General features: G+C 66.9%; 22 protein-coding genes. 7 read left to right on the forward strand and 15 right to left on the reverse strand.

Annotated features, from left to right (window positions below):
* Positions 1-19: 19 nt before the first annotated feature.
* The 3 genes from ACWPWT_RS05130 to ACWPWT_RS05140 form a co-directional block, all read right to left on the reverse strand.
* Positions 20-1,435, reverse strand: a complete 1,416-nt coding sequence (locus ACWPWT_RS05130) for a M48 family metalloprotease (protein WP_454278814.1) — start codon at positions 1,433-1,435, stop codon at positions 20-22.
* A 380-nt stretch (positions 1,436-1,815) separates the two neighbouring features.
* Positions 1,816-3,915: a RelA/SpoT family protein gene (locus ACWPWT_RS05135; protein WP_454278815.1), complete on the reverse strand. Its 2,100-nt coding sequence runs from the start codon at positions 3,913-3,915 to the stop codon at positions 1,816-1,818.
* Between the two features lie 92 nt (positions 3,916-4,007).
* On the reverse strand, positions 4,008-6,419 hold the full coding sequence (locus ACWPWT_RS05140; protein WP_454278816.1) for a ligase-associated DNA damage response DEXH box helicase: 2,412 nt from the start codon (positions 6,417-6,419) through the stop codon (positions 4,008-4,010).
* A 19-nt stretch (positions 6,420-6,438) separates the two neighbouring features.
* Between ACWPWT_RS05140 and ACWPWT_RS05145 the strand changes: the two genes are divergently transcribed.
* A complete protein-coding gene (locus ACWPWT_RS05145) occupies positions 6,439-7,437 on the forward strand; it encodes a ligase-associated DNA damage response exonuclease (RefSeq protein WP_454278817.1) in 999 nt (332 codons plus the stop codon).
* A gap of 115 nt (positions 7,438-7,552) precedes the next feature.
* Here the strand turns inward: ACWPWT_RS05145 and mdoH are convergent, their stop codons facing one another.
* Both mdoH and ACWPWT_RS05155 read right to left on the reverse strand, forming a co-directional pair.
* Entirely contained in the window at positions 7,553-9,352 is a 1,800-nt protein-coding gene (mdoH, locus tag ACWPWT_RS05150; protein ID WP_454278818.1) for a glucans biosynthesis glucosyltransferase MdoH, read from the reverse strand.
* Positions 9,349-10,923 (reverse strand): glucan biosynthesis protein, encoded by a 1,575-nt coding sequence (locus ACWPWT_RS05155; protein WP_454278819.1) that lies wholly within the window; start codon positions 10,921-10,923, stop codon positions 9,349-9,351. The genes mdoH and ACWPWT_RS05155 overlap by 4 nt, the downstream gene beginning before the upstream one ends.
* Before the next feature lie 141 nt (positions 10,924-11,064).
* On the opposite strand from ACWPWT_RS05155, the gene ACWPWT_RS05160 reads away from it, so the two are divergent.
* Positions 11,065-14,058 (forward strand): TonB-dependent receptor domain-containing protein, encoded by a 2,994-nt coding sequence (locus ACWPWT_RS05160; RefSeq protein ID WP_454278820.1) that lies wholly within the window; start codon positions 11,065-11,067, stop codon positions 14,056-14,058.
* A gap of 156 nt (positions 14,059-14,214) precedes the next feature.
* On the opposite strand, the gene ACWPWT_RS05165 is transcribed toward ACWPWT_RS05160, so the two are convergent.
* The gene (locus tag ACWPWT_RS05165; protein WP_261268535.1) at positions 14,215-14,829 is read right to left on the reverse strand and encodes a TlpA family protein disulfide reductase; all 615 of its coding nucleotides are present in this window, start codon (positions 14,827-14,829) and stop codon (positions 14,215-14,217) included.
* A gap of 16 nt (positions 14,830-14,845) precedes the next feature.
* Between ACWPWT_RS05165 and argH the strand changes: the two genes are divergently transcribed.
* The 5 genes from argH (at position 14,846) to ACWPWT_RS05190 (ending at position 19,556) form a co-directional block, all read left to right on the forward strand.
* Positions 14,846-16,213, forward strand: coding sequence for an argininosuccinate lyase (gene argH / locus ACWPWT_RS05170; RefSeq protein WP_454279887.1), 1,368 nt, complete (start codon positions 14,846-14,848; stop codon positions 16,211-16,213).
* Positions 16,210-16,446: a hypothetical protein gene (locus ACWPWT_RS05175; RefSeq protein ID WP_042487426.1), complete on the forward strand. Its 237-nt coding sequence runs from the start codon at positions 16,210-16,212 to the stop codon at positions 16,444-16,446. The genes argH and ACWPWT_RS05175 overlap by 4 nt, the downstream gene beginning before the upstream one ends.
* Positions 16,446-17,708, forward strand: coding sequence for a diaminopimelate decarboxylase (lysA, locus tag ACWPWT_RS05180; protein ID WP_261268536.1), 1,263 nt, complete (start codon positions 16,446-16,448; stop codon positions 17,706-17,708). The genes ACWPWT_RS05175 and lysA overlap by 1 nt, the downstream gene beginning before the upstream one ends.
* A 124-nt stretch (positions 17,709-17,832) precedes the next feature.
* Entirely contained in the window at positions 17,833-18,606 is a 774-nt protein-coding gene (locus ACWPWT_RS05185; protein ID WP_454278821.1) for a precorrin-2 dehydrogenase/sirohydrochlorin ferrochelatase family protein, read from the forward strand.
* On the forward strand, positions 18,603-19,556 hold the full coding sequence (locus tag ACWPWT_RS05190; RefSeq protein WP_454278822.1) for a zinc transporter ZntB: 954 nt from the start codon (positions 18,603-18,605) through the stop codon (positions 19,554-19,556). Before ACWPWT_RS05185 ends, ACWPWT_RS05190 begins: the two co-directional genes overlap by 4 nt.
* A gap of 45 nt (positions 19,557-19,601) precedes the next feature.
* Here ACWPWT_RS05190 and ACWPWT_RS05195 read toward each other — a convergent pair whose 3' ends face one another.
* From ACWPWT_RS05195 to ACWPWT_RS05235, 9 genes are all read right to left on the reverse strand, one after another.
* The gene (locus ACWPWT_RS05195) at positions 19,602-20,021 is read right to left on the reverse strand and encodes a flagellar export chaperone FliS (RefSeq protein WP_261268539.1); all 420 of its coding nucleotides are present in this window, start codon (positions 20,019-20,021) and stop codon (positions 19,602-19,604) included.
* Position 20,022: 1 nt separating this feature from the next.
* Entirely contained in the window at positions 20,023-21,486 is a 1,464-nt protein-coding gene (gene fliD / locus ACWPWT_RS05200) for a flagellar filament capping protein FliD (protein ID WP_454278823.1), read from the reverse strand.
* A gap of 103 nt (positions 21,487-21,589) precedes the next feature.
* On the reverse strand, positions 21,590-22,717 hold the full coding sequence (locus tag ACWPWT_RS05205; protein ID WP_454278824.1) for an EscU/YscU/HrcU family type III secretion system export apparatus switch protein: 1,128 nt from the start codon (positions 22,715-22,717) through the stop codon (positions 21,590-21,592).
* Positions 22,717-23,490 (reverse strand): flagellar biosynthetic protein FliR, encoded by a 774-nt coding sequence (gene fliR, locus ACWPWT_RS05210; protein ID WP_454278825.1) that lies wholly within the window; start codon positions 23,488-23,490, stop codon positions 22,717-22,719. The genes ACWPWT_RS05205 and fliR overlap by 1 nt, the downstream gene beginning before the upstream one ends.
* A 1-nt stretch (position 23,491) precedes the next feature.
* Positions 23,492-23,761: a flagellar biosynthesis protein FliQ gene (fliQ, locus tag ACWPWT_RS05215; protein ID WP_261268543.1), complete on the reverse strand. Its 270-nt coding sequence runs from the start codon at positions 23,759-23,761 to the stop codon at positions 23,492-23,494.
* 146 nt (positions 23,762-23,907) lie between these two features.
* Positions 23,908-24,804 carry a flagellar type III secretion system pore protein FliP gene (fliP, locus tag ACWPWT_RS05220; RefSeq protein ID WP_454278826.1) on the reverse strand — a complete coding sequence of 299 codons (897 nt, stop codon included), beginning with the start codon at positions 24,802-24,804 and terminating at the stop codon, positions 23,908-23,910.
* Positions 24,801-25,154: a FliO/MopB family protein gene (locus ACWPWT_RS05225; RefSeq protein WP_454278827.1), complete on the reverse strand. Its 354-nt coding sequence runs from the start codon at positions 25,152-25,154 to the stop codon at positions 24,801-24,803. Before ACWPWT_RS05225 ends, fliP begins: the two co-directional genes overlap by 4 nt.
* Before the next feature lie 8 nt (positions 25,155-25,162).
* Positions 25,163-25,453, reverse strand: coding sequence for a flagellar motor switch protein FliN (fliN, locus tag ACWPWT_RS05230; protein WP_007406148.1), 291 nt, complete (start codon positions 25,451-25,453; stop codon positions 25,163-25,165).
* The gene (locus tag ACWPWT_RS05235; protein WP_454278828.1) at positions 25,450-26,430 is read right to left on the reverse strand and encodes a flagellar motor switch protein FliM; all 981 of its coding nucleotides are present in this window, start codon (positions 26,428-26,430) and stop codon (positions 25,450-25,452) included. Before ACWPWT_RS05235 ends, fliN begins: the two co-directional genes overlap by 4 nt.
* Position 26,431: the final 1 nt, after the last annotated feature.

The raw sequence follows: 26,431 nt of genomic DNA on the forward strand, positions 1-26,431 counted from the left end.
GCGGCGTCGAGCGCGTCCGTCACCCATTCACGACCAACTTGACCAAACGGCCTGGTGTCAGCGCTTGTTCCGGGTCGAGGCCGTTGAGCGTGATAAACCGTTCGCGCTTGTAATCGGGAAAGGCCATGCGCGCCGACAGGCTGTCGATCGTATCGCCCTGACGAACGGTGACGATGCTGATCTTTTTGCCACGAATGCCATTGGCTTCGGCGGTCGAGAGCGGCGCGACGGAGGCGAGCAGCGGCTGGAAAGGCCCGATGCCGCTGCCGGCGGGGGTGACCAGCGTGAAGGTATAGGTCGCGGCGGGGAAGCGATAGGCGACCACCGTCGCATCCACCGCGCGATTATTGGCGGCGGCGCGGGTCGTCACATAGGCATAGGGGATGCCGTTGGCCGTCCCGTTCTGCAACTGGCCAGAGGGGGTGCCGGTGCCGAGCTGGCGGAAACGCTGCGTGATCGCCTGGCCCAGATCGCTGCCTTGCGCGAGACGCATCTCCGCCTGTCCGCCCTGGCCGACGATGGTCACGGCATCGCTACCATTGGCGATGGCATAGCCGCTGGGCGCGGTGAACTTCAGCTTGAGGCCGGGATGGCGGAAGGTCTGGCCGTCGATAATGCCTTCCTTGGGATCGTCGCCGTAAGGCATGCCGTCGAGCATCCGCAGGAATGCCGTGTCCTGGGGCGGCGTAGTCTCCGGGCGGCCAGTTTGCTGTGCAAGCGAAGCGGCGCGGCGGACCCGGTCGGCGCTGTTGGGATGGGTCGAGGCCCAGGTCGGAATGGCGTTGGCGTCCTTGCCGGATGTGCGCGCCGCGAGGTTGCTCGACGCGGCCAGCGAGGCGAGCATGTCGGCCGAGGCATAGGGATCATATCCCGCGGCGGTCATGTAGCGGATGCCGAGGCCGTCGGCCTGATATTCCTGATCGCGGCCATATTTCAGCGTGTAGAGCTGCGCGCCGGTGCCCACCAACTGGGTGGCGATATTGCTGCCGGTCAGCAGCCCCGCGCCCGCCGCCAGGATCGAGCCGATGGTCGAGCGGGTATTGCGGCTTTGCGAATGGCGCGCGGCGACATGGCCGACCTCATGGCCCAGGACCGAGGCGAGTTCGGCCTCGGAATTCATCAGCGCGAGAAGCTGTCGGGTGACATAGATATAGCCGCCGGGAATGGCGAAGGCGTTCTCGACCGGCGAGTTCAGCGTCGTGACGGTGAAGTCGCCCTGCGCGTTCGACAGGCCGGACTGGACTGCGACCCGCTTTCCAACCCGCTCGACGAACGCGGCCTGCGGGCCGGTGTAGCGGCCGCCATATTGCTTCACGAGTTCCGGGTTGGCCTGTGCCCCCTGCGCCTTGTCCGAGGCGGAGATGGCGCGCGTCGTCTGGGCGACGACGGGGGTGGCGACGAGCGCGAGCATGGCGGCGGCGGTGACGAAACGCATGTTAAGGCTCCCCTGTTCGGGGTCTCCAAAGCGCAGGCGCGTCGGGGGTTCCAGCTTTTTGTTACGCAGGCGTCATCCGGGTGTCAGGAAATCCAATGCCGCATCGTTCCCCGGCGAAGGCCGGGGTCCAGTTTCCCCGCGGCCAAAGGCGCGCGAAACGATGCGTGGGAGGCAAACGCCCCGCGTTCTCGATCATTCACCCCTACTGGGCCCCGGCCTTCGCCGGGGAACGAAGAAGATTTAGTTCGCGCAGAGGCGCGGAGGACGCAGAGGGGGTTCGTTCAACCACCTTGGCGACGGTCATCATGCAGCGTCGAAGATAACAGGACGCGCTTTCCGCGCGCCGGACCTCTCTGCGTTCTCCGCGCCTCCGCGCGAACCTAAACCCGCTCGACCGAACTCACCACATCCGCCGCGCGCAAGGCCGCGATCAGGCGCATCAGGTGTTGCAGATCGTGCACCTCGACATCGATCAGGTTGGTGTGGAAGCGCGTATCGCGCGTATCCAGCCGGACGTTGATGATGTTGGCCTTATGCTGGCCGATGATCGTCGCCAATATGCCCAGCGCGCCCGGTTCGTTCTTGACCATGACCGAGATGCGCGCGGTCGCGCCTTCGCTGTCGTCGCCCCAGGACACGTCGACCCAGTCGGTTTCCTCGTCGGTCCGGTCGGCCAGCTCGGCCAGCACCGGGCACTGGATGGCGTGCACCTCGATCCCCGCATCGGGGCGGCGCAGGCCGACGATGCGGTCGCCGGGCACCGGGTGACAGCATTGCGCGAGGTCATAGGCGACGCCCGGGGTCAGCCCCTTGATCGAGATCGCGCTCGACTGCGGCGGCAGGGCGACGACATCCGCGCCCGCCGAACCGGGCATCAGTGCCTCCATCACCGCCGCGTCGGACACGGTACGCCTGGCGATCGCGATCATCAGATGCGCCTCGTCGGGCATCTTCAACCGCTGAAGCGCATGGGTCAGCGCATCCGGCCCGATCTGGGCGGGCAGGCGGCGGACGATATCCTCGTACAGCTTGGTGCCCAAAGTGACCTGCTCGGCGCGCTCGGCATGGCGCAGATGACGGCGGATCGCGGCCAGTGCCTTGCCGGTGATCGCCAGGTTCAGCCAGTTGGCCTGCGGCGTCTGTCCGGCCGAGCGCAATATCTGCACCTGGTCGCCATTGGAGATGACGGTCGATAGCGGCACCACGCGGCCGTTCAGCTTGGCTCCCACCGCCTGGTCGCCCAGATCGGTGTGCACGGCATAGGCGAAGTCGATCGGCGTCGCGCCCTTGGGCAACTGGATCAGCTCGCCCTTGGGGGTGAAGGCGAAGATGCGATCCTGGTACATCGCCATCTTCGTATGCTCGATCAGCTCCTCGGGGCTGTCCGAGGTGTCGAGGATTTCGACCAGGTCGCGAATCCAGCTGACCTGCGCATCATGGCGGGTCGCCTGTTTATAGGTCCAGTGCGCCGCCAGACCGAAATCGGCCTCGGCATGCATTTCGGGGGTGCGAATCTGGATTTCGATGCGCGCATTGTCGGCATGGATGACGCTGGTGTGGAGCGAGCGGTATCCGTTGCGCTTCGGCGTCGAGATATAATCCTTGAACCGCCCCGGCACCATCGGCCAGCGACGATGGATCAGCCCCAGCGCGCGGTAGCAATCCTCTTCGGTCGGCACGATCGCGCGGAAGGCCATGACGTCGGACAGCTGCTCGAAGCTGATGTGCCGCTCGTTCATCTTGCGGAAGATCGAGAAGGCCGATTTCTCGCGCCCCGTCACCTCGGCCTCAACGCCACCGCGCGACATGAGGAGTTTCAGGCCCGACGCGATCCGAGAAATCCGGTCGCCGCCACCCTCCTTCATCTGGGCGAGGCGCAGGGAGATCGACTCATACGCCTCGGGTTCGAGTTGCTGGAAGGCGAGCATCTGCATCTCCTTCATGAACTCGTACATGCCGATCCGCTCGGCGAGCGGCGCGTAGATGTCCATCGTCTCCTTCGCGATGCGGCGGCGCTTTTCCGGCTTCGCGATGTGATGGAGGGTGCGCATATTGTGGAGGCGGTCGGCCAGCTTCACCAAGAGGACGCGAATATCGTCCGACATGGCGAGCAGGAACTTGCGCAGATTCTCGGCGGCGCGCTCGCTCTCGGTCTGCGCCTCGATCTTGGACAGCTTGGTGACGCCGTCGACCAGCCGCGCGACATTGGGACCGAAGAGTCGTTCGATCTCCTCATAGGTCGCGACCGTATCCTCGATCGTGTCGTGCAGGATGGCGGTGGCGATCGTCTCGTCATCCAGATGGATGTCGGTCAGGATGCCGGCCACCTCGATCGGATGGCTGAAATAGGGATCGCCAGAGGCACGTTTCTGGCTGCCATGCGCCTTCATCGAGAAGACATAGGCGCGGTTCAACAGCGCCTCATCGGCCTGGGGGTCATAGTCGAGCACGCGGTCGACGAGTTCATACTGGCGGAGCACGAAATCAGATTTGCGGGGTAGGGGTACGCATTGCAAGATTTTTGATGCGATCAGGGTGATCGGATGATTTGTTGGGTTGAGGGCCACGGGCCTCAGTCTCCCATCGCCTCCGCCGCCAGAGCCTCCGCCTCGATCAGCAGGTCGTCGTCCGCGCTCCCCGTCGCCACGCGCTCGCGCCCGATCAGCACCAGCACCGGCACGGCGAGCGGGCTCACCCGCTCCAGATCGACATGCAGCATCGTGCCGCCCGCCCGGTCGAGCAAATTCGCCAGGCGCCCCACATCGGTCATCCGCGCGCGGGCATCGTCCCATGCCGCCTGAAGCAGCAGATGGCCGGGCTCGTACTTGCGCAGCACGTCGTAGATCAGGTCGGTCGAAAAGGTCACCTGCCGCCCGGTCTTGCGCTTGCCGGGATGCTGGCGGTCGACCAGCCCGCCGATCACCGCCACCTCGCGAAAGGCGCGCTTGAGGAGGTGCGATTGCTGCACCCAGTCGACGAACTCGTTTTCGAGGATGTCGGGGGAGAAGAGGCTGGCCGGGTCGGTCACCTTCTCCAGCCCGTAACAGGCCAGCGCATAGTCGCTGGCGACGAAGCCCAGCGGTTTGAGCCCCTGCGCCTCCATCCGCCTTGTGACGAGCATCCCCAGCGACTGGTGCGCGTTCCACCCCTCGAAGCTGTAGGCGACCATGTAATGCCGCCCTTCGCGCGGGAAGGTCTCGACCAGCAACTGGCCGGGCCGGGGCAGGACCGAGCGGCGGTCCTGCATCTCCAGCCAGGCATGCACGTCCGCCGGGAAGCGATCCCACTCGCCCCGGTCGGCCAGGAATTCGCGCACCCGGTCGGCGAGGCTGGTCGACAGCGGCATCCGGCTGCCGCCATAGGTCGGGATGCGCGCCGGGCGGGAGGTGGCGCGGACGATCAGGTCCTCGCCATCGATCGATTCCACCTCCAGGCTCAATCCGGCGAAGAAGAAGGTGTCGCCCGGCGCCAGGGTCGCGGCGAATCCTTCCTCCACCCGGCCCAGCTGGCGGCCGTTGCGGAAGCGGACCTTGAGCATCGTCGCTTCCACGATGATCCCGGCGTTCAGGCGGTGCTGCGCGACGAATTGCGGATGGGTGACGCGCCATGTCCCGTCCGCCTGCTGTACCAGCCGCTTGAACCGGTCATAGGCGCGCAAGGCATAGCCGCCGTCGGCGATGAAGCGCAGCACCCGGTCGAACGTCGCATTGTCCAACGCCGAATAGGGCATGGCCGAACGAATTTCGTCGAGCAGCGCGCCCTGTTCGAAGGGCGCGGCACAGGCACAGGCCATGACATGCTGCGCGAGCACGTCGAGCGCGCCGGGGCGGAACAGGTCGGGGTCCAACTCGCCCGCCTCCACCGCGTCGAGCGCGGCGCGCGCCTCCAGATATTCGAAGCGGTTGCCGGGGACCAGGATCGCGCGGCTCGATTCGTCCAGCCGGTGATTGGCGCGGCCGATCCGCTGGAGCAGGCGCGACGATCCCTTGGGCGCGCCCATCTGGATCACGCAATCGACATCGCCCCAGTCGACGCCCAGGTCGAGGCTCGCGGTCGCGACCAGCGCGCGGAGTTGCCCGTCGGCCATCGCCGCCTCGACCTTCTGGCGGGCTTCCAGGGACAGCGAGCCGTGATGGACGCCGATCGGCAGGCTCTTGTCGTTCGCCTTCCACAGATCCTGGAAGATCAGCTCGGCCAGGCTGCGCGTGTTGCAGAAGACGATGGTCGTCCGGTTCGCCTCGATGACGCGCATGACCTGCGCGGCGGCATAGCGGCCCGAATGGCCCGCCCAGGGGACGCGGTCCTCGGGCAGCAGAATGGAGATGTCCGGCGGCGCGCCGGGCTCGCCGGTGACGAGGCCGACCGCGTCGATATCGCCATCGGGGGCGAGCCAGGCGCGATAGCCGTCCGGGTCCGCCACCGTCGCTGACAGCGCCACCCGTCGCAGATTAGGCGATAGCCGCTGCAACCGCGCCATGCACAAGGACAGCAGGTCGCCGCGCTTGCCGGTGGCGAAGGCGTGGACCTCGTCCACCACGATGGTCTTCAGCCCCGCGAACATCGTTTCGGCATCGGGATAGCTGAGCAGAAGCGACAGCGATTCGGGCGTGGTCAGCAATATCTGCGGCGGCTTCACCCGCTGCCGTGCCTTCTTGTCCGACGAGGTGTCGCCGGTCCGCGTCTCGACCCTTATGTCGAGGCCCATCTCCTCGATCGGGGTCACGAGGTTGCGGCGGATATCGACCGCAAGCGCCTTCAGGGGCGAGACGTAGAGGGTGTGCAGCCCCTCGCTCGGCTGCGCGATCAACTCGGTCAGGGTCGGCAGGAACCCCGCCAACGTCTTGCCCGCACCCGTGGTGGCGACCAGCAGCGCGTGGCGGCCTGCGCGCGCTTCCTCCAGCATCGCCAGCTGATGGGTGCGCGGGTGCCAGCCCTTGGCGGCGAACCAGTCGGTCAGGGCGGGCGGAAGGGAACCGGGAGGCATATCCAAGGATATAGGTAGCATGGCCAAGCTCGGCGACTGGATACAGCCCCATAAACACGGGATTTACGTGGCCCCCGCCGATGTGTGGGTGGACCCGTCCGAACCGGAGCCACGCGCGCTCGTGACCCATGGCCATGCCGACCATGCACGCGGCGGGCATGGCACCGTCTGGGCGACGCCGGAAACGCTGGCGATCATGGAGGCGCGCTATGGCCCGCAGACCGGCGTGCCGGTCGGGTATGGCGAGACGATCCGGTTGGGTGACGTGGAGGTGAGTTTCGTCCCCGCCGGGCATGTGCTGGGATCGGCGCAGATCGTGCTCGACTATCGGGGCGAGCGGGTGGTGGTGTCGGGCGACTATAAGCGCCGCGCCGACCCGACCTGTGCGGCCTTCGAGCCGGTGAAATGCGACGTGTTCGTCACCGAGGCGACCTTCGCGCTGCCCGTCTTTCGCCATCCCGAAACGGGCGACGAGATCGACAAGCTGATCGCGCGGCTCCATGCCAATCCGACGCGCTGCGTGCTGGTCGGCGCCTATGCGCTGGGCAAGGCGCAACGGGTGATCGCCGAACTCCGTGTGCGGGGGCATGAGGCACCCATTTATCTCCACGGTGCGCTGGCGCGGCTATGTGCACTCTATCAGGAATTGGGCGTCGATCTGGGCGAGCTCCGCATGGTGGCCGACACGCCCAAGGCGGAGATGGCGGGGCATGTCGTGATGTGTCCGCCCGGCGCGCTCAACGATCGCTGGTCGCGGCGACTGCCCGATCCGATCACCGCCATGGCCAGCGGCTGGATGCGGGTGCGCCAGCGCGCGCGGCAGAAGAATGTCGAGCTGCCGCTGATCCTGTCCGACCATGCCGATTGGGATGAGCTGACGACCACGCTGACCGAGATCGCGCCGCGCGAGGTGTGGGTGACGCATGGGCGCGAGGAGGCCTTGGTCCACTGGTGCGAGACCCGGCAGATGAAGGCGCGGGCCTTGGCCTTGGTCGGGTTCGAGGATGAGGATGATTGAGATGGCGTAGCGTGGGCTTCGACTTCGCTCAGCCTGAACGGCTGTTGGGAATGGGGCTGGATACCAAATTCCGTTCAGGCTGAGCGAAGTCGAAGCCCACGCCCCAACGCTACCATTAGGCCATCGCCAATGGCCGCGCCGGTTCCGCTACCGCTGATCCCGGCACGGCGAACACACCCTTCTTCGCCAGCCTTTCGCCCGGCCGCACCTTTGCCGTCTGCATCGCCAGCCACGGTGCCAGCAACAGCCCCAAGGTCACTGGTGACAGCCACGCCCCCAGCATCGGGTTCAAAAACGACACGCCGAGCAGAACGACACCCACCCCCAGATGCCAGCGATAGCGCGGCATCGCGTCCGCCGCCGCCAGCCCGTCGCGCACCCGGCTCTGCGGGTTCCAGCCGGACGGCTTGCCGCGCACGATGTTGATCAGGTCGACCGTTTGGGTCAGCGCGATGGCGGGCGCGGTCAGGATCGACAGCGGCACGTCGAGCGCCACCGATGCGAAAATGCCCCGTGCGCCGCCATAGCTCGCCCGCCGGTCGCGGTCCGCCACGGCCCAGATGATGCTGAGGATCTTCGGCCCGAACAACAGGACCAAAGTCACCACCAGCACCTGGGTCGAGGTGACCGCGCGTACCGTCGCGGCATCATCGGACAGGCTTTGCGTGATCGAGGTGGCGATCAGGATCAACCAGGCAGGCGACATCAGATAGGCGAGCGCGCCGATGAACAGTTGCAACCGGCTGATCCAGTGGAAACCGCTCGATCCCAGCAGCTTGAGATGCTGGGTATTGCCCTGCGCCCAGCGCCGGTCGCGCACCGCCTGATCGATCAGCGTGGGGGGGAATTCCTCGAAACTGTCCTCGACCATCAGCATGTGGAGCCGCCACCCGCGCCGCCGCAGCAGCGCGGCCTCGACCATGTCATGGCTCATGATCGTGCCGCCAAAGGGCGGGCGTCCGGGCAGGTCGGGCAGGCCGCAACTCTCGGCAAAGGCCTGGATGCGGATCAGCGCATTATGCCCCCAGAAGGTCGATTCGGACCCCGACCACCAGACCAGCCCCGCCGTCGAAATCGGCCCGTAGAAACGGCTGGCGAACTGCATCCAGCGCTGGAAGAAGGTCGTCGCGCCGATGATCATCGGTACGGTCTGGAGAAGCGCGATGGAGGGGCGCTGCTCCATGATCTGCGCCATGCCGACGATCGTGTCGCCGCCCATCAGGCTGTCGGCGTCGAGCATCAGCATGAAGTCGTAGGCCGCACCCTGGTTGCGGATCCAGTCGGCGACATTGCCGGGCTTGCGGCCGACATTCTCGGTCCGGCGGCGATAATAGAGCGGCACGCGCAGCCGGGGGGCGAGGCTGGCCCAGGCGGCGCGTTCCTCCGCTTCCGCCGCCTCGCCCGAATCGGACAGGACGAAAAAGGCGAAGCGGTCGGCGGCGCCGGCGCGGTCGATCATCACCGCCATCCGCGCGATCCGGTCGAAGACGGCGTCGACATCCTCGTTATGCACCGGCACCAGCACCGCCGTGCGCGCGGTCAGCGGCGATCCGTGGCGCGGGGCCGCCACGATGCCGGGATGCGCGCGCGAGATCAGCAGGACGAACCCGATCGCCGCGGTCACGAAGCCGAATGAAATCCAGGCGAAGAGCGGAAAGAACAGCAGCAGCAACACACCGTCGAGCAGGCTGAATCCGTCGCTGAGCAACGCTTCCTTGACCGAGGCGGAGGCGGCGGTGGCGAGCAATCCGGTCAGCAGCACGAGCAGCAGACGCCGCGTCAATATGTCGTCGGGCGCCAGATTGACCCCGGCGCGCGGTTCGGGCGCATCATGGGGAGGGGGCGGGCCGTCGAACCGCTGGACCGCCATGGTCAGCGGGGCCGGCGGCGGCATCATGGCGCGCGTGTCGGTCATGGCAGGAAGACAGGGACCAGCACCGTCTCGGTCAGCGCCTTGCTGCCGCGCTTCAGGAACAGGCGGACATCGGCGGGACCTTGCCCTTCGGGCGCGATGTCGGCGGTGATGCGCCAGCGATTGGCCTGCCCGACCACCGGATAGGCGGCCTGGGTCAGCAGCTTGCCGCGCGTGACCGACATATCGGCGGTGACGCCGCTTTGCCGGTTAAGCCCCGCCAGTGCCGGGCCGACGAAATCGACCACCAGCTTGCGCGCGCCGGGCGTGGGTTCCGCTCCGGGCCGTCCGGCGGCGCCGGTCCACTGATCGACCGCATGGGCGACGGCGGGCACCAAGGTCGGGTCGGTCGACCCCCAGCTCAACCGGTAATCGAACTGCCGCTTCTGCCCCGCCCTGGGCGCGTCGGCGGGGTTCCAGAAGGCGACGATATTGTCGACCGTCTCCGACGCGGTGGGAAAGGCGTAGAGCATCACCTGGCCCCGGCCCCAATCCCCCTGCGGCTGGACCCACAAATTGGCGCGGCGGTCGTAAAAGGCCCCGTCGTCCTGATAATGATCGAAGTCGCGGTCGCGCTGGAGCAGGCCGAAGCCGCGCGGATTGGTGTCGGCGAAACTGTCGAGCGTCGGGCGCGGCGGATTGACCAGGGGTCGCCACAGCCGCTCGCCCGCGCCAGTGAGGAGCGCGAGGCCGTCCGAATCGTGAATCTCGGGCCGCCAGTCGCTGCCCGCCGCGCGATTGCCTTCGCCATACCAGAACATGCTGGTCGCGGGCGCGATGCCCAGCCGCTCGACATCACGGCGGAAGAACAGCACGGCCGACACCCGCTGCTCCACCCCGGTCGCGCCCTTTTGCGACTCGATCCTGTAGGCACCGGTCACGCTCGGCCCGTCGAGCAGCGCATGGACGGTATAGGCCTGTGGGCCCGTCCGCTCGATCCAGAAGTCGGTAAAGGCGGGAAATTCCTCGCGCCCGTCAATGCCGGTATCGATCGCGATGCCGCGCGCCGACAGGCCATATTGGTCTTGCGCGCCCGCCGTACGGAAATAGGACGCGCCCTGAAAGGCCAGCCAGTCGCTCTTGCCGTCCGCCGTCATCGCGCGGAAGCCGGCAATGCCGAGCGGCGGCGCATGGCCCGCCTCGGCAGTGAACAGGCCGGGCGAGAAGGGGACGGCGCGGGCCTGGCCATTCTCGACGATGTTGATCCCCACCGGATGGGGCGCATAGCGACCCAGCGGGAACAGCCGGATTCCCCCGGCCAGTGTCCGGTCGTCGCGATAGCGGATCGTCCCGACCGCGTCATAGTCGATCGCGGCAGCGGCCTCGATCTTGGCCTGCGGGCGATAGGGCTGGCGGGCCAGTGCTTCGGCCTGCGACTGGAGCGCGGACCAGGAAAAGGGCTTGGGTGCGCTCATCTTCGCCCCGCCCGAAGCGACCTGCGCGGCGGCACGGGCCGCCCATGCGGGGGACAGGCCCAATAGGGCAAAGGCCGCGACCAGCTCTCGACGATTGGCGTGGATCATCGGTTCCAGCATCTCCTGCAATGGACGGGCGATCCCCCGTGGCTGCGCCAAGTCCGACCCGTTGTGCAACGCAACACGCGACGATCGGTTGCCGGAACGCCACCAGATGTTTCGATGCATACGGTATAATATATTTGACGGTTCCGGGTTTTCAGGTAGAAATAATACCATAAACCAAAGAGGGGCTCCCACATGAACGTAAATTACAGGCGGCTGGCCTGTTCAGCCGGCGCGATTGCGATTGCGCTGCTGTCGGTTTCGCCGGTTCTGGCACAGACGGCACCGGGTGCCGCCAAGGATGATACGGTCGATTGCGTGCCAGCGCCGGACAGGCCCTGTCCGCCCGACGCTACGCCATCGTCGGGCGACTCCAATGCTTCGGGTGGTGATGCGATCGTCGTCACCGGCACGCGCCTCCAGCGCCCCAGCCTGACCAGCAACAGCCCACTGACCGTCGTCGACGCCGCCGAGATCCGCTATCAGGGCGCGGTCCAGGTCGAGAACGTATTGAACCGCCTGCCGCAGGTGACCCCGGACGCGAACGAGAACGCCTCGAACGGCTCGGACGGTACCGCGCGCGTGAACCTGCGTAACCTGGGCAGCAACCGCAACCTGGTGTTGATCAACGGACAGCGCATGCTGCCGGTGCAAGCCAACGACCTGAACTTCATCCCCTCCGCGCTGGTCAAGCGGATCGACGTGGTGACCGGCGGTGCTTCGGCCGTTTATGGTTCCGACGCGATTTCGGGCGTGGTCAACTTCATCCTGCGCGACGATCTGGAAGGCGTGCGGACCGACATCCAGTACGGCTTCGCCCAGCATCAGAACGACAATGCGTTCGCCCGCCGCATCCAGAGCCAGGCCAATTACCGCCTCGCCAATCGCAACGTGCTCGACGGGCAGAAGCTGGACGTCAACGTCGCCTTCGGCACCAATTTCCCCGACAATCGCGGCAATGTGACCGCCTATTTCGGCTATCGGGACACCAAGCCGGTCCTGCAGGGCAATCGCGACGTGTCGTCCTGCGCGTTCGATCCCGATGGCGCGGGCAACTCGACGCTGATCTGCGGCGGGTCGAGCAACAATCAATATGGTCTGTTCGACCCCATCACCGGCCCGAACGCCGATACCGGCCGGTTCAACAACACGCGGGACGGCAACCGGACCTGGGTGCCCTACGACTCCAGCTTCCGCTATAACTACGCGCCGCTGAACTATTTCCAGCGCAACGACACGCGCTACACCGCCGGTGCCTTTGCGCGTTACGAGATCACGCCGTCGGTCGAAGCCTATGGCAGCGTGATGTTCATGGACGACCACACCAATTCGCAGGTCGCCCCGTCCGCGCTGTTCCAGGGCTATACCTACTCGGTCAATTGCGACAATCCGTTCCTCAGCGCGCAGCAGGGCAACATCCTGTGCGGATCGGCCTATGGCACCAGCGCCACGCAGCAGCTTTACATCGGCTATCGCCCGGTGGCGGGCAACGCCCGTCCGCGTCGCGACGATCTGCGCCATACCGATTACCGCTTCTCGGGCGGCGTGCGCGGCGAGATCGCGCCGGGCATCCGCTATGACGCCAACGCGCTGTTCTCGACGGTTCTCTATAACGAGACCTATGAGAACGACATCGACCCCACCCGCGCCAATCGCGGTATCCAGGTGGTCAACGTCAACGGCACCCCGACCTGCAAGTCGGTGGTCGATGGCAGCGATCCGCAGTGCGTTCCGCTCGACATCTTCCGCTACAACGGCATTTCGGACGCGGCGTTCAGCTATATCTACGCACCGACCTCGACCCGCGGCGTCGACAAGGAAACGGTGCTGAGCGGCAATATCAGCGCGGATCTGGGCACCTATGGCGTCAAGTCGCCCTGGTCGGACGACGGCATCGGTGTCGTGCTCGGTATCGAGCATCGCTATGAAAGCCTGGAGTTCAAGGCCGACGCGCTGGCGCTGCAAAAGGGGACGAAGGAGACCCAGGGCCGCTTCGACGTGAACGAGCTGTTCGCCGAAATCGAAGTGCCGCTGATCCAGAATCGCCCCTTCTTCAAGGAGCTGTCGCTGAACGCGGGCTATCGCGGATCGGATTACAGCAACCTGTCCAAGATCGTCTCGACCTACAAGGCCGAGCTGTCCTGGGCGCCGAGCAGCGATATCCGCCTGCGCGGCAGCTATAACCGTGCGATCCGCGCCGCCAACGTCTCGGAATTGTTCGGCCCGCAGTTCAACGGCAATGTCAGCGCTCAGGACCCCTGCGCCACCGCGACGCCGACCGCGACCTTCGCCCAGTGCGCCCGTACCGGCGTGACCCAGGCGCAATATGGCCGCATCACCGACTGCCCGGCGGAAACCTGCACCGCGCAGTTCGGCGGCAATCCGGCGCTCAAGCCCGAGACGGCGGATACCTTCACCGCCGGTCTGGTGCTGACGCCCAGCTTCCTGCGACGGCTGTCCTTCTCGGTCGATTATTTCGACATCAAGGTGCGCGACTATATCGGATCGATCTCGGTCAACCAGACGATCAGCCAGTGCATCGCGACCGGCAATCCGTTCTTCTGCAACCTGTTCAAGCGTGATCCGCGCGGCGGCATCATCTTTGGCGACCAGGGCTATATCGTCTCGACGACGCAGAATACCGGTTCGCTGCGCACCTCGGGCGTAGACTTCGGCCTGGCCTATTCCCAGCCGCTCGGAGCGGTGGGGTCGCTGGCGATCGACTTCCAGGGCACCTGGAACCGCAAGCTGGTGAACGAGCCGGTACCGGGCCTGGGTTCCTATGACTGCGTCGGCTATTTCGGCCCCGTTTGCGGCCAGCCGACGCCCGAATGGCGGCACCAGTCGCGCTTCACCTGGACCGACGCGTCGAAGGTGGGGACCATCTCGCTCAACTGGCGCTATATCGGCGCGACGACCCTGACCAACAATTCGTCCGACCCGAACCTGACCGGCACGCCGTCCATCTTCAACAGCCGGATCAAGGCGTACAGCTATTTCGATCTGGCGGCGACCGCCAAGGTGCAGGACGGCATCACCTTCCGCGCCGGTGTGAACAACCTGCTCGACAAGGACCCGCCGATCATCGCGCAGGGCCTGTTGTCCTCCTTCGGCAACGGCAACACCTATCCGGGCATGTACGACGCGGTCGGCCGGTCGGTGTTCATCGGCCTGACGGCGGAATTCTAAGGAAGGAGAGGGGGTGGCCGGAGCGCCGCCCCCGATCCGGTCCGACCATGCAACCCCAGCCTGCCCCGTCCGGCTCACGCCGGGCGGGGTCTTTTTGTGTCAGGGACGACGCTCCACCCGCCGGGTGATGAGGTGGCAGCGGTTCGGTCCGGTGGCTTACGCCTCGTCCAGCAACCTGGTCGCCTCCGCCCCGGCCCAGTCGAAGCCGCCGGTGACGCGCCAGATTTCCTTGCCGTCCGCGCCATACAGGATCGTGGTCGGCAGGTTCGCCTTGTAATGGACGCTCAGGGACAGCTTGGGATCGAGATAGATGGGCAGCGCGTCCAGCGATTTGCCCGCCAGGAACGGCTTGACCTTGGCCGCGTCGTCCTGCGCCACCGCGATCACCGCGACCTTGCCCTTCAGACGTGCCGCGGTGGCGGCAAGCGTCGGCATTTCCGCCACGCATGGCCCGCACCAGGTCGCCCACAGGTTCATCAGCACCGGCTTGCCCCGAAAATCGGCCAGCGTCGCCGGCTTGCCGTCAAGGGTGGTGAAGCCGAGCGTCGGTGCCGCGTCGCCCTTATGGCTGCGGTCGACCGCGCCGGCGGGCTTGGGGGCTTCGGGTGAGGAGGAGGCGACTTCGCCGCCAGTCACTTCGCCACCGGTCACTTCGCCGCTCGAAACTTCACCGCTAGAGGTGTTGGCGGCTTGCTCCGGGGCGGGGCTTTGCTTATCGCACCCGGCGACCATCAGCCCCAGGAGACAGGCGATCACGGTACGCGACGACATGGGCGGCTCCAACGCAATGTGGGGCGGGCGCTTCGCAGAAGGTCCCGCCGCGGTGATGCGCGAGATAAACGCGTCCATTCCCTTCGACAAGCGATTGTGGAAACAGGACATCGCCGGGTCGAAAGCGCATGTCGCCATGCTGGGCAAACAGGGCATCGTGTCGGCAGAGGACGCCGCGACGATTTCCGCCGGGCTGGACCAAGTCGCCGAGGATTATGCCGCGAACGGCGTGGCCGAGGATCTGACCCTCGAAGACATCCATATGCAGACCGAGGCGAAGCTGGCCGCGCTGATCGGCCCGGTCGCGGGGCGGCTGCACACCGCACGGTCGCGCAACGACCAGGTGGCGACCGATTTCCGCCTGTGGGTGCGCGACGCGATCGACGAGACGCTGACCGCGCTCGGCGCGCTGCGTGAGGCGTTGCTGACTCGCGCCGAAGAGCATGCCGACAGCGTCATGCCGGGCTTCACGCACCTCCAGTCCGCGCAGCCGGTGACGCTGGGCCATCACCTGATGGCCTATCACGAGATGATCGTGCGCGACGCCAGCCGCTTTGCGGACGCGCGCGCGCGGATGAACCAGTGCCCGCTGGGCTCGGCGGCGCTGGCGGGGACGGGCTTCCCCGTCGACCGGCACATGACGGCGGCGGCGCTGGGCTTCGACGCACCGACGCGCAACTCGCTGGATGCGGTGAGCGACCGCGACTTCGCGATCGACTATCTCCAGGCAGCGACCAACTGCTCGCTGCACCTGTCGCGGCTTGCGGAAGAATTCGTGCTCTGGGCGTCGCAACCCTTCGGCTTCGTGGCGCTGTCCGACCAGTGGTCGACCGGCAGCTCGATCATGCCGCAGAAGCGCAATCCCGACGCGGCCGAACTGGTTCGCGGCCATGCGGGACGGATCATGGGATGCATGACCAGCCTGATGGTCACGATGAAGGGCCTGCCGCTCGCCTATTCCAAGGACATGCAGGACGACAAGCCGCCGGTGTTCGAGGCACACGACCTGCTGGCGCTGTCGATCGCGGCGATGACCGGCATGATCCAGAGCGCCACCTTCCGCACGGAGCGGATGCGCGGCGTCGCGGAGGCGGGCTTCTCGACCGCGACCGATCTGGCCGACTGGCTGGTCCGGGTCGGCGGCATCCCCTTCCGCGAGGCGCATCACATCACCGGGCGCGCGGTGAAGCTGGCCGAGGAGAAGGGCGTGATGTTGCACCAGCTGTCCATCGACGACCTGACCGGCATCGACACGCGGATCAACGACAGCATCTATGACGTGCTGTCGGTCGATGCCTCGGTCGCCAGCCGGGTCAGCTTCGGCGGCACCGCGCCCGCAAATGTCCGCGCCGCCATCGCGACGGCGCGGGGCCTGCGGCCGTGAAGCCCGCACTCGCTCTGCTGGTGGCGCTGGCGCTGACCGGCTGTGGCGCGGCCAACCGGTTGCAACCGGCCAAGGGCGAGAGCCTGCCCGTCGCGCCGCGCGGCGCCACCGCCACTCCGACGCCGCAGCAATTGCTGACGGCTACCCCTCAACAACGCCCGCAACGCTCCGACGAACTGATGACCCAGTCGCAGGATCGGCGTTCGGACGAATTCGATTTGCCCCCCCGCTGATGGACCATTTTCATTTCTCGAACGGCGAACTCCATGTGGAGGATGTGCCCGTATCCCGGATAGCCGCCGAAGTCGGCACCCCGGTCTATATCTATTCCGCCTCCACCTTCCGCCGCCATGCACAGGTGTTCCGCGAAGGGCTGAGCGCCTTGCCGCGCGTCCATCTGGCCTATGCGATCAAGGCGAACCCGAACCTCGCCGTGCTGCGCGTCCTAGCGGATGAAGGCTATGGCGCCGACGTCGTCTCAGTCGGCGAGATGCGCCGCGCGCTGGCGGCGGGGATGAAGGCGGAGGACATCGTCTTCTCGGGCGTGGGCAAGACCCGCGCCGAGCTGATCGCCGCGCTGGAGGCCGGGATCGGCCAGTTCAATCTGGAGCTGGAGGAAGAGGGCGCGGTCCTCGCCGAGCTGGCGCATGAGCGCGGGCTGGTCGCCCCCGCCACGCTGCGGGTGAATCCGGACGTGGATGCCGGGACCCATGCCAAGATCTCGACGGGCCGCAAGGAGAACAAGTTCGGCGTGCCGATCGACCAGGCGCTCGGCATGTTCGACCGGTTGGCGGGCCTGCCCGGCATCGACCTGAAGGGTGTCGCCTGCCATATCGGCAGCCAGCTGGGCGACCTCGCGCCGCTGGAGGCCGCCTATAAGCGCGTCGGCGAGCTGGTCGCCGAGCTGCGCGGGGCGGGGCACCGGATTAGCCGCGTCGACCTGGGCGGCGGGCTGGGCGTGCCGTACAAGCCCGGCGACGTGATGCCCGCCCCCGCCGCTTATGGCGAGATGGTCGCGCGCGTCACGAAGGACTGGGATGTCGAACTGATGTTTGAGCCGGGCCGGGTGATCGCGGGCAATGCCGGCGTGCTGGCGACCGAGGTCGTCTGGGTGAAGCCCGGCGTCGCGAACCCCTATGTCATCGTCGATGCGGCGATGAACGACCTGATGCGGCCCGCGCTGTATGACGCGCATCACGACTTCGTCGCGGTTCGCCCGACCGGCGAGACGATGATGGCGAATATCGCGGGGCCGGTGTGCGAGACGGGCGACACCTTCGGCATGAACCGCGAGATCGATGTGGTGAAGTCGGGCGACCTCGCCGTATTCCGCACCGCGGGCGCTTATGGCGCGACCATGGCGTCGACCTATAACAGCCGCCCGCTGGTGCCCGAGGTGATGGTGGAGGGCGACCGCTTCGCCGTCGTCGCCGACCGCATCGCCGCCGAGACGATCATCGCCGCCGAGCGCGTGCCGGAGTGGCTGAAGAAGTGACGCGCCGGGCGGGGTCGCCGTCTCAGCCTTCATCCCAGCGCAGGCTGGGATCTCTGGCGGCTTTCGGTGCCTCCGTCGCCATAGGCCCCAGCCTGCGCTGGGGCGACGGTACGGGGGCGGGGCGTTGAGCCTCGCCAGCCTACCGCTGTTCGTCCGGCTGGGCGGGCGTCCGGTGATCCTGCTGGGCGATGGCGAGCCCGCCGAGGCCAAGCGCCGCCTGCTCGAACGGGCGGGCGCGCAGGTGGTGGGCGAGGACGCCCAGGCCGCGCTCGCCATCGTCGCGATCGAGGATGAGGACGAAGCGCAAGCCGCGATCGCGCGGCTGAAGGCGCGCGGCGTGCTGGTCAACGCGGTCGATCGCCCGGCGGCGTGCGACTTCACCCTGCCCGCCATCGTCGAGCGGGGGCCGGTCATCGTGGCGATCGGCACCGGTGGCGTGTCGGCCGGGCTGGCGGCGGCCTTGCGCCAGCGATTGGAGGCCTTGTTGCCCGCTCGCCTGGGAGCGCTGGCGGAAGGGCTCTATGCCGCCCGCGCCGCCTTGCGTGCGCGGTTCCCGGACGGGGCGGAGCGGCGGCGCGCGATCGGGGCGGCGCTGTCGCCCGGCGGACCGCTCGATCCGTTGCGCGCGGAGGGCGATGTGTCCGACTGGTTGGCGGGGGCGGACCGGCCGGCGGCGCGCTTCGAGGCGTTCGTGCTGACCTCGCCCGATCCCGACGATCTGACCCTTCGCCAAGCCCGCGCGCTGGCCGCCGCGGACCGGGTCTATCATCGCGCCGACGTTCCGCCCGCGATCCTCGATCGTGCCCGCGCCGATGCGGTGCGGATCGCCAGCGACGCCGCGCCCGCCGATCCGGGCGATGGGCAGGTGGTCGACCTGTCCATGGACCAGCGCGAGTGACCGGTTTCGCCTATCGCATCGACGGCGGCGAGGCGGCACGGGTCGATGTGCGCGAGGCCGTTTCGGTCGAGGCGCGGCTGGTCTGGGTGCATCTGGAAACCAACAGCGAGGCCGCACAAGCCTGGCTGCGCGACGAGGCGCATCTGTCGCATTATGTCGTCGATGCGCTGACCGCCACCGAGACGCGCCCCCGTTGCGAGGCGATGGGCGAGGGGGCGTTTCTCAACATGCGCGGACGCAGCAGCGAGCCGCTCGACAGTTCGGACCTGCTCGCCTCGGTGCGTATCTGGGCGGTCAGGGGCCGCGTCTATTCGGTCACCCGGCGCCCGCTGATCGCGGTGGACACGGTGCGCCAATGCGTCGAGCGGGGCGAGGTGAAGGATCCCGGCGACCTCATCACCGCCTTCGCCACCGCGATCACCAGCGACCTCGACCCCGATGTCGCCGCGCTGGGCGACGATCTGGACGATTGCGAGGAGCAGTTGGACGAGCACCGCGTGTTCCAGCTCCGCCGTACGGTCAGCCGGGTGCGCGTCGCCGCGATCGGATATCGCCGATTCCTCAATCCGCAGCGCGCGGCGCTGGAAAAGCTGGCGGCGCTGCCGGGCGACTGGCTGGCCGATGACGACCGGCTGCATCTCTCGGCCGCCGCCGATCGTGCGGCGCGCATGGCCGAGGAACTGGAGTCGATCCGCGAACGCTCCGCGCTGATCCACGAAACGCTGACCGATCTGCGCGCCGAACAGATCGACAATCGCGCGCTGGTCATCTCGATCGTGGCGATGGTGTTCCTGCCGCTGACCTTCATCACCGGCCTATATGGGATGAACGTCAAGAACCTGCCCTATGCCGAGGAGCCGTGGGCGTTCGATGCGATCCTGGGTGCTTGCGCGCTGATTTCGGCAGGGATCGTCATCTATTTCGTGCAGCGGCACTGGTTCCGGCGGTAAGGCCACTGTCGAGCGACCTCACCGCGAATTTGGGGCGCGGTGGGCTCAGGAGGCCGGCTTGGCCGTATTCATCTTGCGGACCGTCTCCCAGGCCTCGGCAATGTCGGCGATGTTGGTCGCCACGTCGCGGAACACCTGCGGATTCTGGTCGAGCGAGCCATCGACGATCTGCCGCCGCGCCCCGACATAGAGCTTGGCGAAGGTCCTAGATATGTCGCCGCCATGCTCGAAATCCAGGCCCGCCTCCAGGGCGAACAGGATCGCGGTGGCGCGCGTCACCCGCTCGCTCTTGCGCGCAAGCTGGCCATGCTCGGTCGCCCAGGCCGCCGACCGCAGCGCCGAGATGAGTTCTTCGTAGAGGAGCTGGACGAGCGCAGGGCCGTCCGCCATCGCAGTGCGGCCGACGACGTCGATCTGGCGATAGGTGGCGGCAGGATCGGCCAGCAGTCCGGTTGCATAGGCCATGTCAGCTGCTCTTCGTCCACATCTTGACCTGCTGGTCCATGAAATTCTGTATCGACTTGTAGCTCGATACGCGGGCGTTCATCGCGGAGAATTGCGCCGTCATCCGGTCCTGCGCGGCATTCTGATCGTCGCTCAAGTCGCTCTGGGCCAGCGTGTTGGCGCTTTGTGCCTCGCCCAATCGCTTGGAAGTGGCGCCCAGCCCGCTGATGGTGCTGGTCGCCGCCAGTTGGATCTTGTTCATCTGCGCCGACAGGCCGACGAGATTGTCACCACTCGCCTGGAACATCTGCTCCACCGCATCGGGATATTGCGCCATCACCTGCGCCAGCCGGACCGTATCGACCTTCAGCGTGCCGTCCTTCTGCGTACCCACCCCCAGGTCGGCCAGCGTCTTGGGCCCCGGCGAACTGTCGTCGCCGGGCACGATCTTGATGGTCGTCAGCCGGCCCAGCGACTGCGACAGCGTCCGCGCGGCGACATCGTTGCGCAGGTCACCCGTTTGCGGGTCCAGTTCCTTGTTGAGCTCGGCAATCTTGTCGTTGAAGGTGGCGACGAAGTCCGACACGATCGACGTCAGGGCGGCGGTCGGTCGCGTGCCCGTCAGCGAGACCGGATTGGTCGACACCGAGTTGAGCGTGATGTTCACGCCGCTGACCAGATCGCTGATCGCGTTGCTGGCGCGCTCCACGTTCACGCCGTCGACGGTCAGCTTGGCATTGGTCGCGGTCGATGTGGTGCGGGTGCCCGTCGCGTCGCCGCCGACATTCAGGCGCGACAGGCCCGCCGTATCGCCCTCGGTCGCCGTCACGGTGAAGCTGTTGGCGGCACCCGTCGCGCCGGTGAAGGACAGATAGGCCTTGCCATCGACATCGGTGATGACCGAGGCGGTGACGCCGGTCTTGGCGGCGTTGATCTTGGCGGCCACGTCGTCGATCGTCGGGCTCGTCCCGTCGTCGAACGTGATGTCGACCGCGGCGTTGGAGCCGACCTTGATCGACAGGCTGCCGGTGCCCATCGACGCCGTCCGGTCATAGCTGGTGCTCGTGACGCTGGTCTGCGCGGTGGCCAGCGCGTTGACGGTAATCGACTTGTTCAGCCCGGAAAGCTTTGCGCCCGCCGCCGTCGTCACGCTGAACACCGCCGCATTGCTGCTGGTCGCCTGCGTCGCCAGCGTCCCGCCCTTGGTGAGCGTGGCGAGCGAGCTGGCGAAATCGGTGATCGAGCTCATGATCTTCGAGGTCGCCGAAATCTGCGTGGTCAGGGTTTCCGCCTTGGCCTTCAGCGCAGCGGTGCGGGCCGCGAACTGCGCCTGCACCAACGAGGGGACGAGCGAGGACAGGTCGATGCCGGAGCCGGTCTGAAGCGAGGTGAACAGCGCCTGCGCCGCGGTCTTGGTCGCGTCCGCGGTCGACTGGGTCGACGTGGTGCTGGCCGTCGTCGATGAGGTTGAGGATATGGTCGTCATCGACGGGACTCCGGCACGCGTTCGTCATCCTTAACGGCGGGGTGCCGGGAATATTTAACGATATGCGACCAACCGATCGCGGCGGCGCGATTCATGGTGGCGTTCACGGCTGGGGCATGCCGTTTTCGTCGAAGCGGGCGCCGACCGGAACCTCGACCGGCGGCTGCGACGTGCCGCCCGCCCCTGCATTCAGGCCGAAGACGAAGGCGAGCACGACGGCGATCGCCTGATACAGATCGGCGCGGACTTCCTGTCCTTCGCGGCTGGTATAATAGACGGCGCGGGCGAGCTGCGGATATTCCAGCACCGGCTTGGCATATTCGCCCGCCATCTCGCGGATCGCCAGCGCGGTCGCACCGCGCCCCTTGGCGACGACGACCGGCACCTCGTCCTGCCCGCGTTCGTAGCGGAGCGCGACCGCGAAATGGGTCGGGTTGGTCAGGATGACATGCGCCTCCTGCACCGCCGCGCGCACGGCGCGATGCGACATTTCGCGCTGCTTGGCGCGGATATGCGCCTTGGCCTCGGGATTGCCCTCGCTTTCCTTATGCTCGTCCTTGACCTCCTGCTTGGTCATCTTGAGCTTGGAGAGCAGCTGGAAGATCTGGAGCGGCACGTCGAAGCCCGCGATCAGCACCAGCCCCATGCCCATGACCAGCAACACCGAGATGAAGGTGCCGCCCAGCGACCCGATCGCGCTGTTCAGGTCGCTCTGCGCCAGCCCCATGGTGGTGCGCGACGATTTCCACAGCATATAGGCGCCGATCGCGCCGAGCAGCACGACCTTGAGCAGCGACTTGCCCAGTTCGGTCCAGCCCTGCATCCCGAAGATGCGCTTCAGGCCCGAGGCGGGGTTGAGCTTGGACGGCTTGGGCGCGATCGCCTTGGGATTGAAGTGGAGCGAACCCAGCCCCGCCTGCGACGCGACGGTGGCAACGATGGTCACCGCGAAGAGCGAGGCGAGCGAGGGGGCCAGCTTCCACCCCGCCTCCATCAACGGGCGGAAGGGTTCGAAATCCTCGACATCGGCATGGCTGAACTGGAAGCTGGCGGCCATCACCGCCTTGCACGCGCCCAGCAGCGTGGGGCCTGCGAAGATCAGCCAGGCGATACCCGCCATCATGACGAGCGCGGCCGCCAGGTCGCGGCTGCGCAGGATCTGCCCGTCGTCGCGCGCTTTGTCGCGGCGCTTCTGGGTTGGGGCTTCTGTCTTTTCGCCGCCCTCCGACATCAGCCGAGCACCAGCGTTTCGGTGGCGGCCAATGCCTCGCGGATGATGACGAGCATATAGTCCCCCATGGCGGGGAAGGCGATCGCGATGGCGATGACGCCGACGAACAGCGCGGCGGGCAGACCCACCGAGAAGAGGTTGAGCGAGGGCGCGGCGCGGCTCATCATGCCCATGACGAGGTTGAGGCAGAGCAGCAGGAACCCGACCGGCAGCGCCAGCAGGAGCCCGGCAAGGAAGGCATAGCCGCCGAACAGCGCGATGGCGCGGAACTGCGCCGGCGCCATCCAGGCCTGTCCGGGCGGCAGCGCCTCATAGCTTTTCACGATCGTGTCGACCAGGACGAGGTGCCCGTCGACCGACAGGAACAACAGGGTCAGCATGACCGTGAAGAACTGGCCCAGCGCCTGGGTGGAGCGGCCGTTGAGCGGATCGACGGTCGCGGCGAAGTTGATCCCCATCGACCCGCCGATCAGCTCGCTGGCGACGAGCGGCGCGGTGAAGGCGACCTGCAGGATCAGGCCGAGCGCCAGGCCGACGATCGCCTCTGCCACGACCGACATGATGGTGGGGACCGAGAAGATGACCGGCGGCGGCACCACCGGATGCGCCGAGTTGACCAGAAAGGCGATTGCCCCGGCCAGGCTGACGCGCACGGGCAGGGGGATCGACACCGCGCCGAACACGGGCGCGGTGATGAACGCCGCCCCGATCCGGATCATGATGAACAGGATCGCCCAGGCTTGCGGCTCGATCGAGAGGCCGAAGCCGAGCATGCTATTTCACGAGATCCGGGATACGCTCGAACATGCTGACCATGAAGTCGCTCAGCAGCCCGACGATCAGGCCGCCGAAGATCAGGATCGAAAAGGCGACGACGATCAGCTTGGGCACGAAGGACAGCGTCTGTTCGTTGATCGAGGTCGCGGCCTGCACCATGCCGATCACCAGGCCGGAGACCAGCACGGGCAACAGGATCGGCGCGGCGGCGAGCGCCAGCACCCACATGGTCTGGTTGGCCAGCGTCAGGAAATAATCGGCGTCCATGATGCTCGCGTGCTTTCCGTGGGAAAGGGTGTCCCGTGGCCTTCGACTTCGCTCGGGCCGAACGGATCATATGGTCGAGATTGGTTAACGAAGGCCTGTCCTGACCGCCGATTCCGCTGAGCGAAGTCGAAGCCCCCGCCCCGTCCTTACGTCGCGAAACTGTTCGCCAGACTGCCCATGGTCAGCGCCCATCCATCGACCAGTACGAACAGCAACAGCTTGAACGGCAGCGAGATGATCGACGGCGACAGCATCATCATGCCCAGCGCCATCAGCACGGTCGCAACGACCAGATCGATGACGATGAAGGGCAGGAAGATCAGGAAGCCGATCTGGAACGCGGTCTTCAGCTCTGAGGTGACGAAGGCAGGAAGCAGGACCGAATAGGGAATGTCGGTGGGGCTGGCATAGGGGCCCGACTTCGCCATTTCGGCGAACATCGTCACGTCCTTGATCCGCGTCTGCTTGGCCATGAAGGCGTGGAGCGGAGCACCGGCGGCCTTGATCATCTCGGTGCCGGGCAGACGCCCCTGCGCATAGGGCTCGATCGCGTTGGCGTTGATCTGGCTGATCGTCGGCGCCATGATGAACAGCGACAGAAAGACCGACAGGCCGATCAGCACCTGGTTGGGCGGCGTCTGTTGCAGGCCCAGCGCCTGGCGCAGGATGGCCAGCACGATGACGATCCGGGTAAAGCTGGTCATCATCAGGATGATGCCCGGCAGGATCGTCAGCAGGCCCATGATGATCAGGACCTGGAGCGACAGGCTCAGCGAGCCCGAGCCGCCATTGCCGCCGCCGCCAAGCTGCCCGATCGCGCGGTCGACCGCATCGCCGACCCCCGGTGCGGGCGCGGCGGCCGGAGCGGCGGCGGGGGCCGCCTGGGCGAAGGCGGGCATCGCGATCATCAGCGCGAGCAGCAGGGCCAGGACGATCCACAGCGGCTTCAGGCTGCGCCCGGACAGGCCGGCGGGGCTGGCGGCGCGGCCATGCGCCCGGATCAGCGCGGGGCCGGTTCCCCGGCGGGTCACGGAGATGGTCATTGATCGAACTTCTTGGGCGCGAAGCGCGAGACGAAATCGGTGGGACGGCGCGGCGGGGGCGGCGGCACCGGGGCGGGCGGCACCGGCGAGCCTGCGGGCCCCTCGACCTTGTCGACCAGCTGAACGCCACCGCGCCCGACCGAGACGAGCAGGTTGCGCCCTTCGAACTCGATGACCGCCAAACGCAGGCCGGGCGAGATCATCATCGTCTCGCGCACATGGATCAGCCGCGTGGCGGGGCGGCCCGGCATCCGGCTTTCCAGCCGCCGCCAGAGATAGAGGCAGCCGATCATCAGGCCGCAGATGAGCGGCAGCAGGATGACGAGCTTCAGGATATAGGACCAGAGCATGGGGTGGTTCAGCCGCGCTTGTCGGGATTGACCAGCTCGGTCATGCGCACGCCGAAGCGGTCGCCGACCGTCACCACCTCGCCGCGTCCGATCAGCGTGCCGTTGACCAGCACGTCGAGCAGTTCGTTGGCCTGACGGTCGAGTTCGATCACGCTCGATTCGGACAGCGCCAGCAGCTCGCGCAGCGACAACTGGGTCGATCCGATCTCGACGGTCAGCTTGACGTCGACATCCTGAAGCAGCCGGAAATTGGCGGCGACCGATGTGTCGACGGGGAAGCCCCCGGCCATATCGTTCATTGTTCGAATCCTTCGTGAGCGCGGGCCAGTCCGTCGATGGACCGGTTGAGGGAGGTAAGCTGGACGGCGGCGCGACCATTGGCGGTGCCGACCGTGCCCATGCCGAGCAGATCGCCGCCGACCATCACTGGCACTTCCGGCCCGAAACTGATCGGGATCACGTCGCCGATCTTCAGGTCCATCAGGCGGCTGAGCGAAACGACGGGTTCGGCCAGGACCGAGCGGACCGGGAAGCGCACCGTCATCACCGCGCGGGTCAGGTCGCCGCGCCAGGTGGGATCGACCTCCGCCTGCCGGTCGACGACCTTGCCGGTCAAGGCGGAGCCGTGCGGCTTCAACGCGCTGACCGGATAGAGGATGTCGAGCATGGTCGGGCGGCGGGACTGTCCGGCGATCCCGAAACGGGTCACGATCATCGCATCCTCGCCCTCGACCCCCGACAGCATGGCGGGCGAGGATTCGGGGCGACCGGCGCGGAAGTCCAGCTTGGCGAGCGATTCCCAGGCGTTGCGCAACGGCGTGGCCAGCATATCGCCCAGTTGCGAGATCATCACCTCGGCGGCGGGCGAGAATTCGGCCGGAAGGGTATCGGGCGCGGCGCCCGTGCCGCCGAAGAACAGGTCGATCATCGACAGGCCGAAGCCGCCCTCTATGACGATCAGCGCCTGTGCGTCGGCAGGCGATCCGCTTGGCGAGGACATCGCCATGGGCAGCCAGGCGCTCAGGCCGTCGCCACGCTCGGCGCGATAATCGGCGAAGCGCTGGACGACCAGCGGCTCCGCCCAGCAGCGCAGTTCCTCGCGCAGAAGGGATTCGAACAGCCCCCGCAGCGTCCGCGCGAGGCGCGCGGACAGATGCTGCATCGTATGCAGATCGCCGAACGGGTTGAGGTTCGTCGAACCCAGCACGCCATGATCGGCGACGGGCTGTTCCCGATTGCGCTCGCGTCGTTCGGCCTGAGGGGCGGCGTTAACCATG

Source organism: Sphingomonas sp. Marseille-Q8236 (assembly GCF_965112005.1).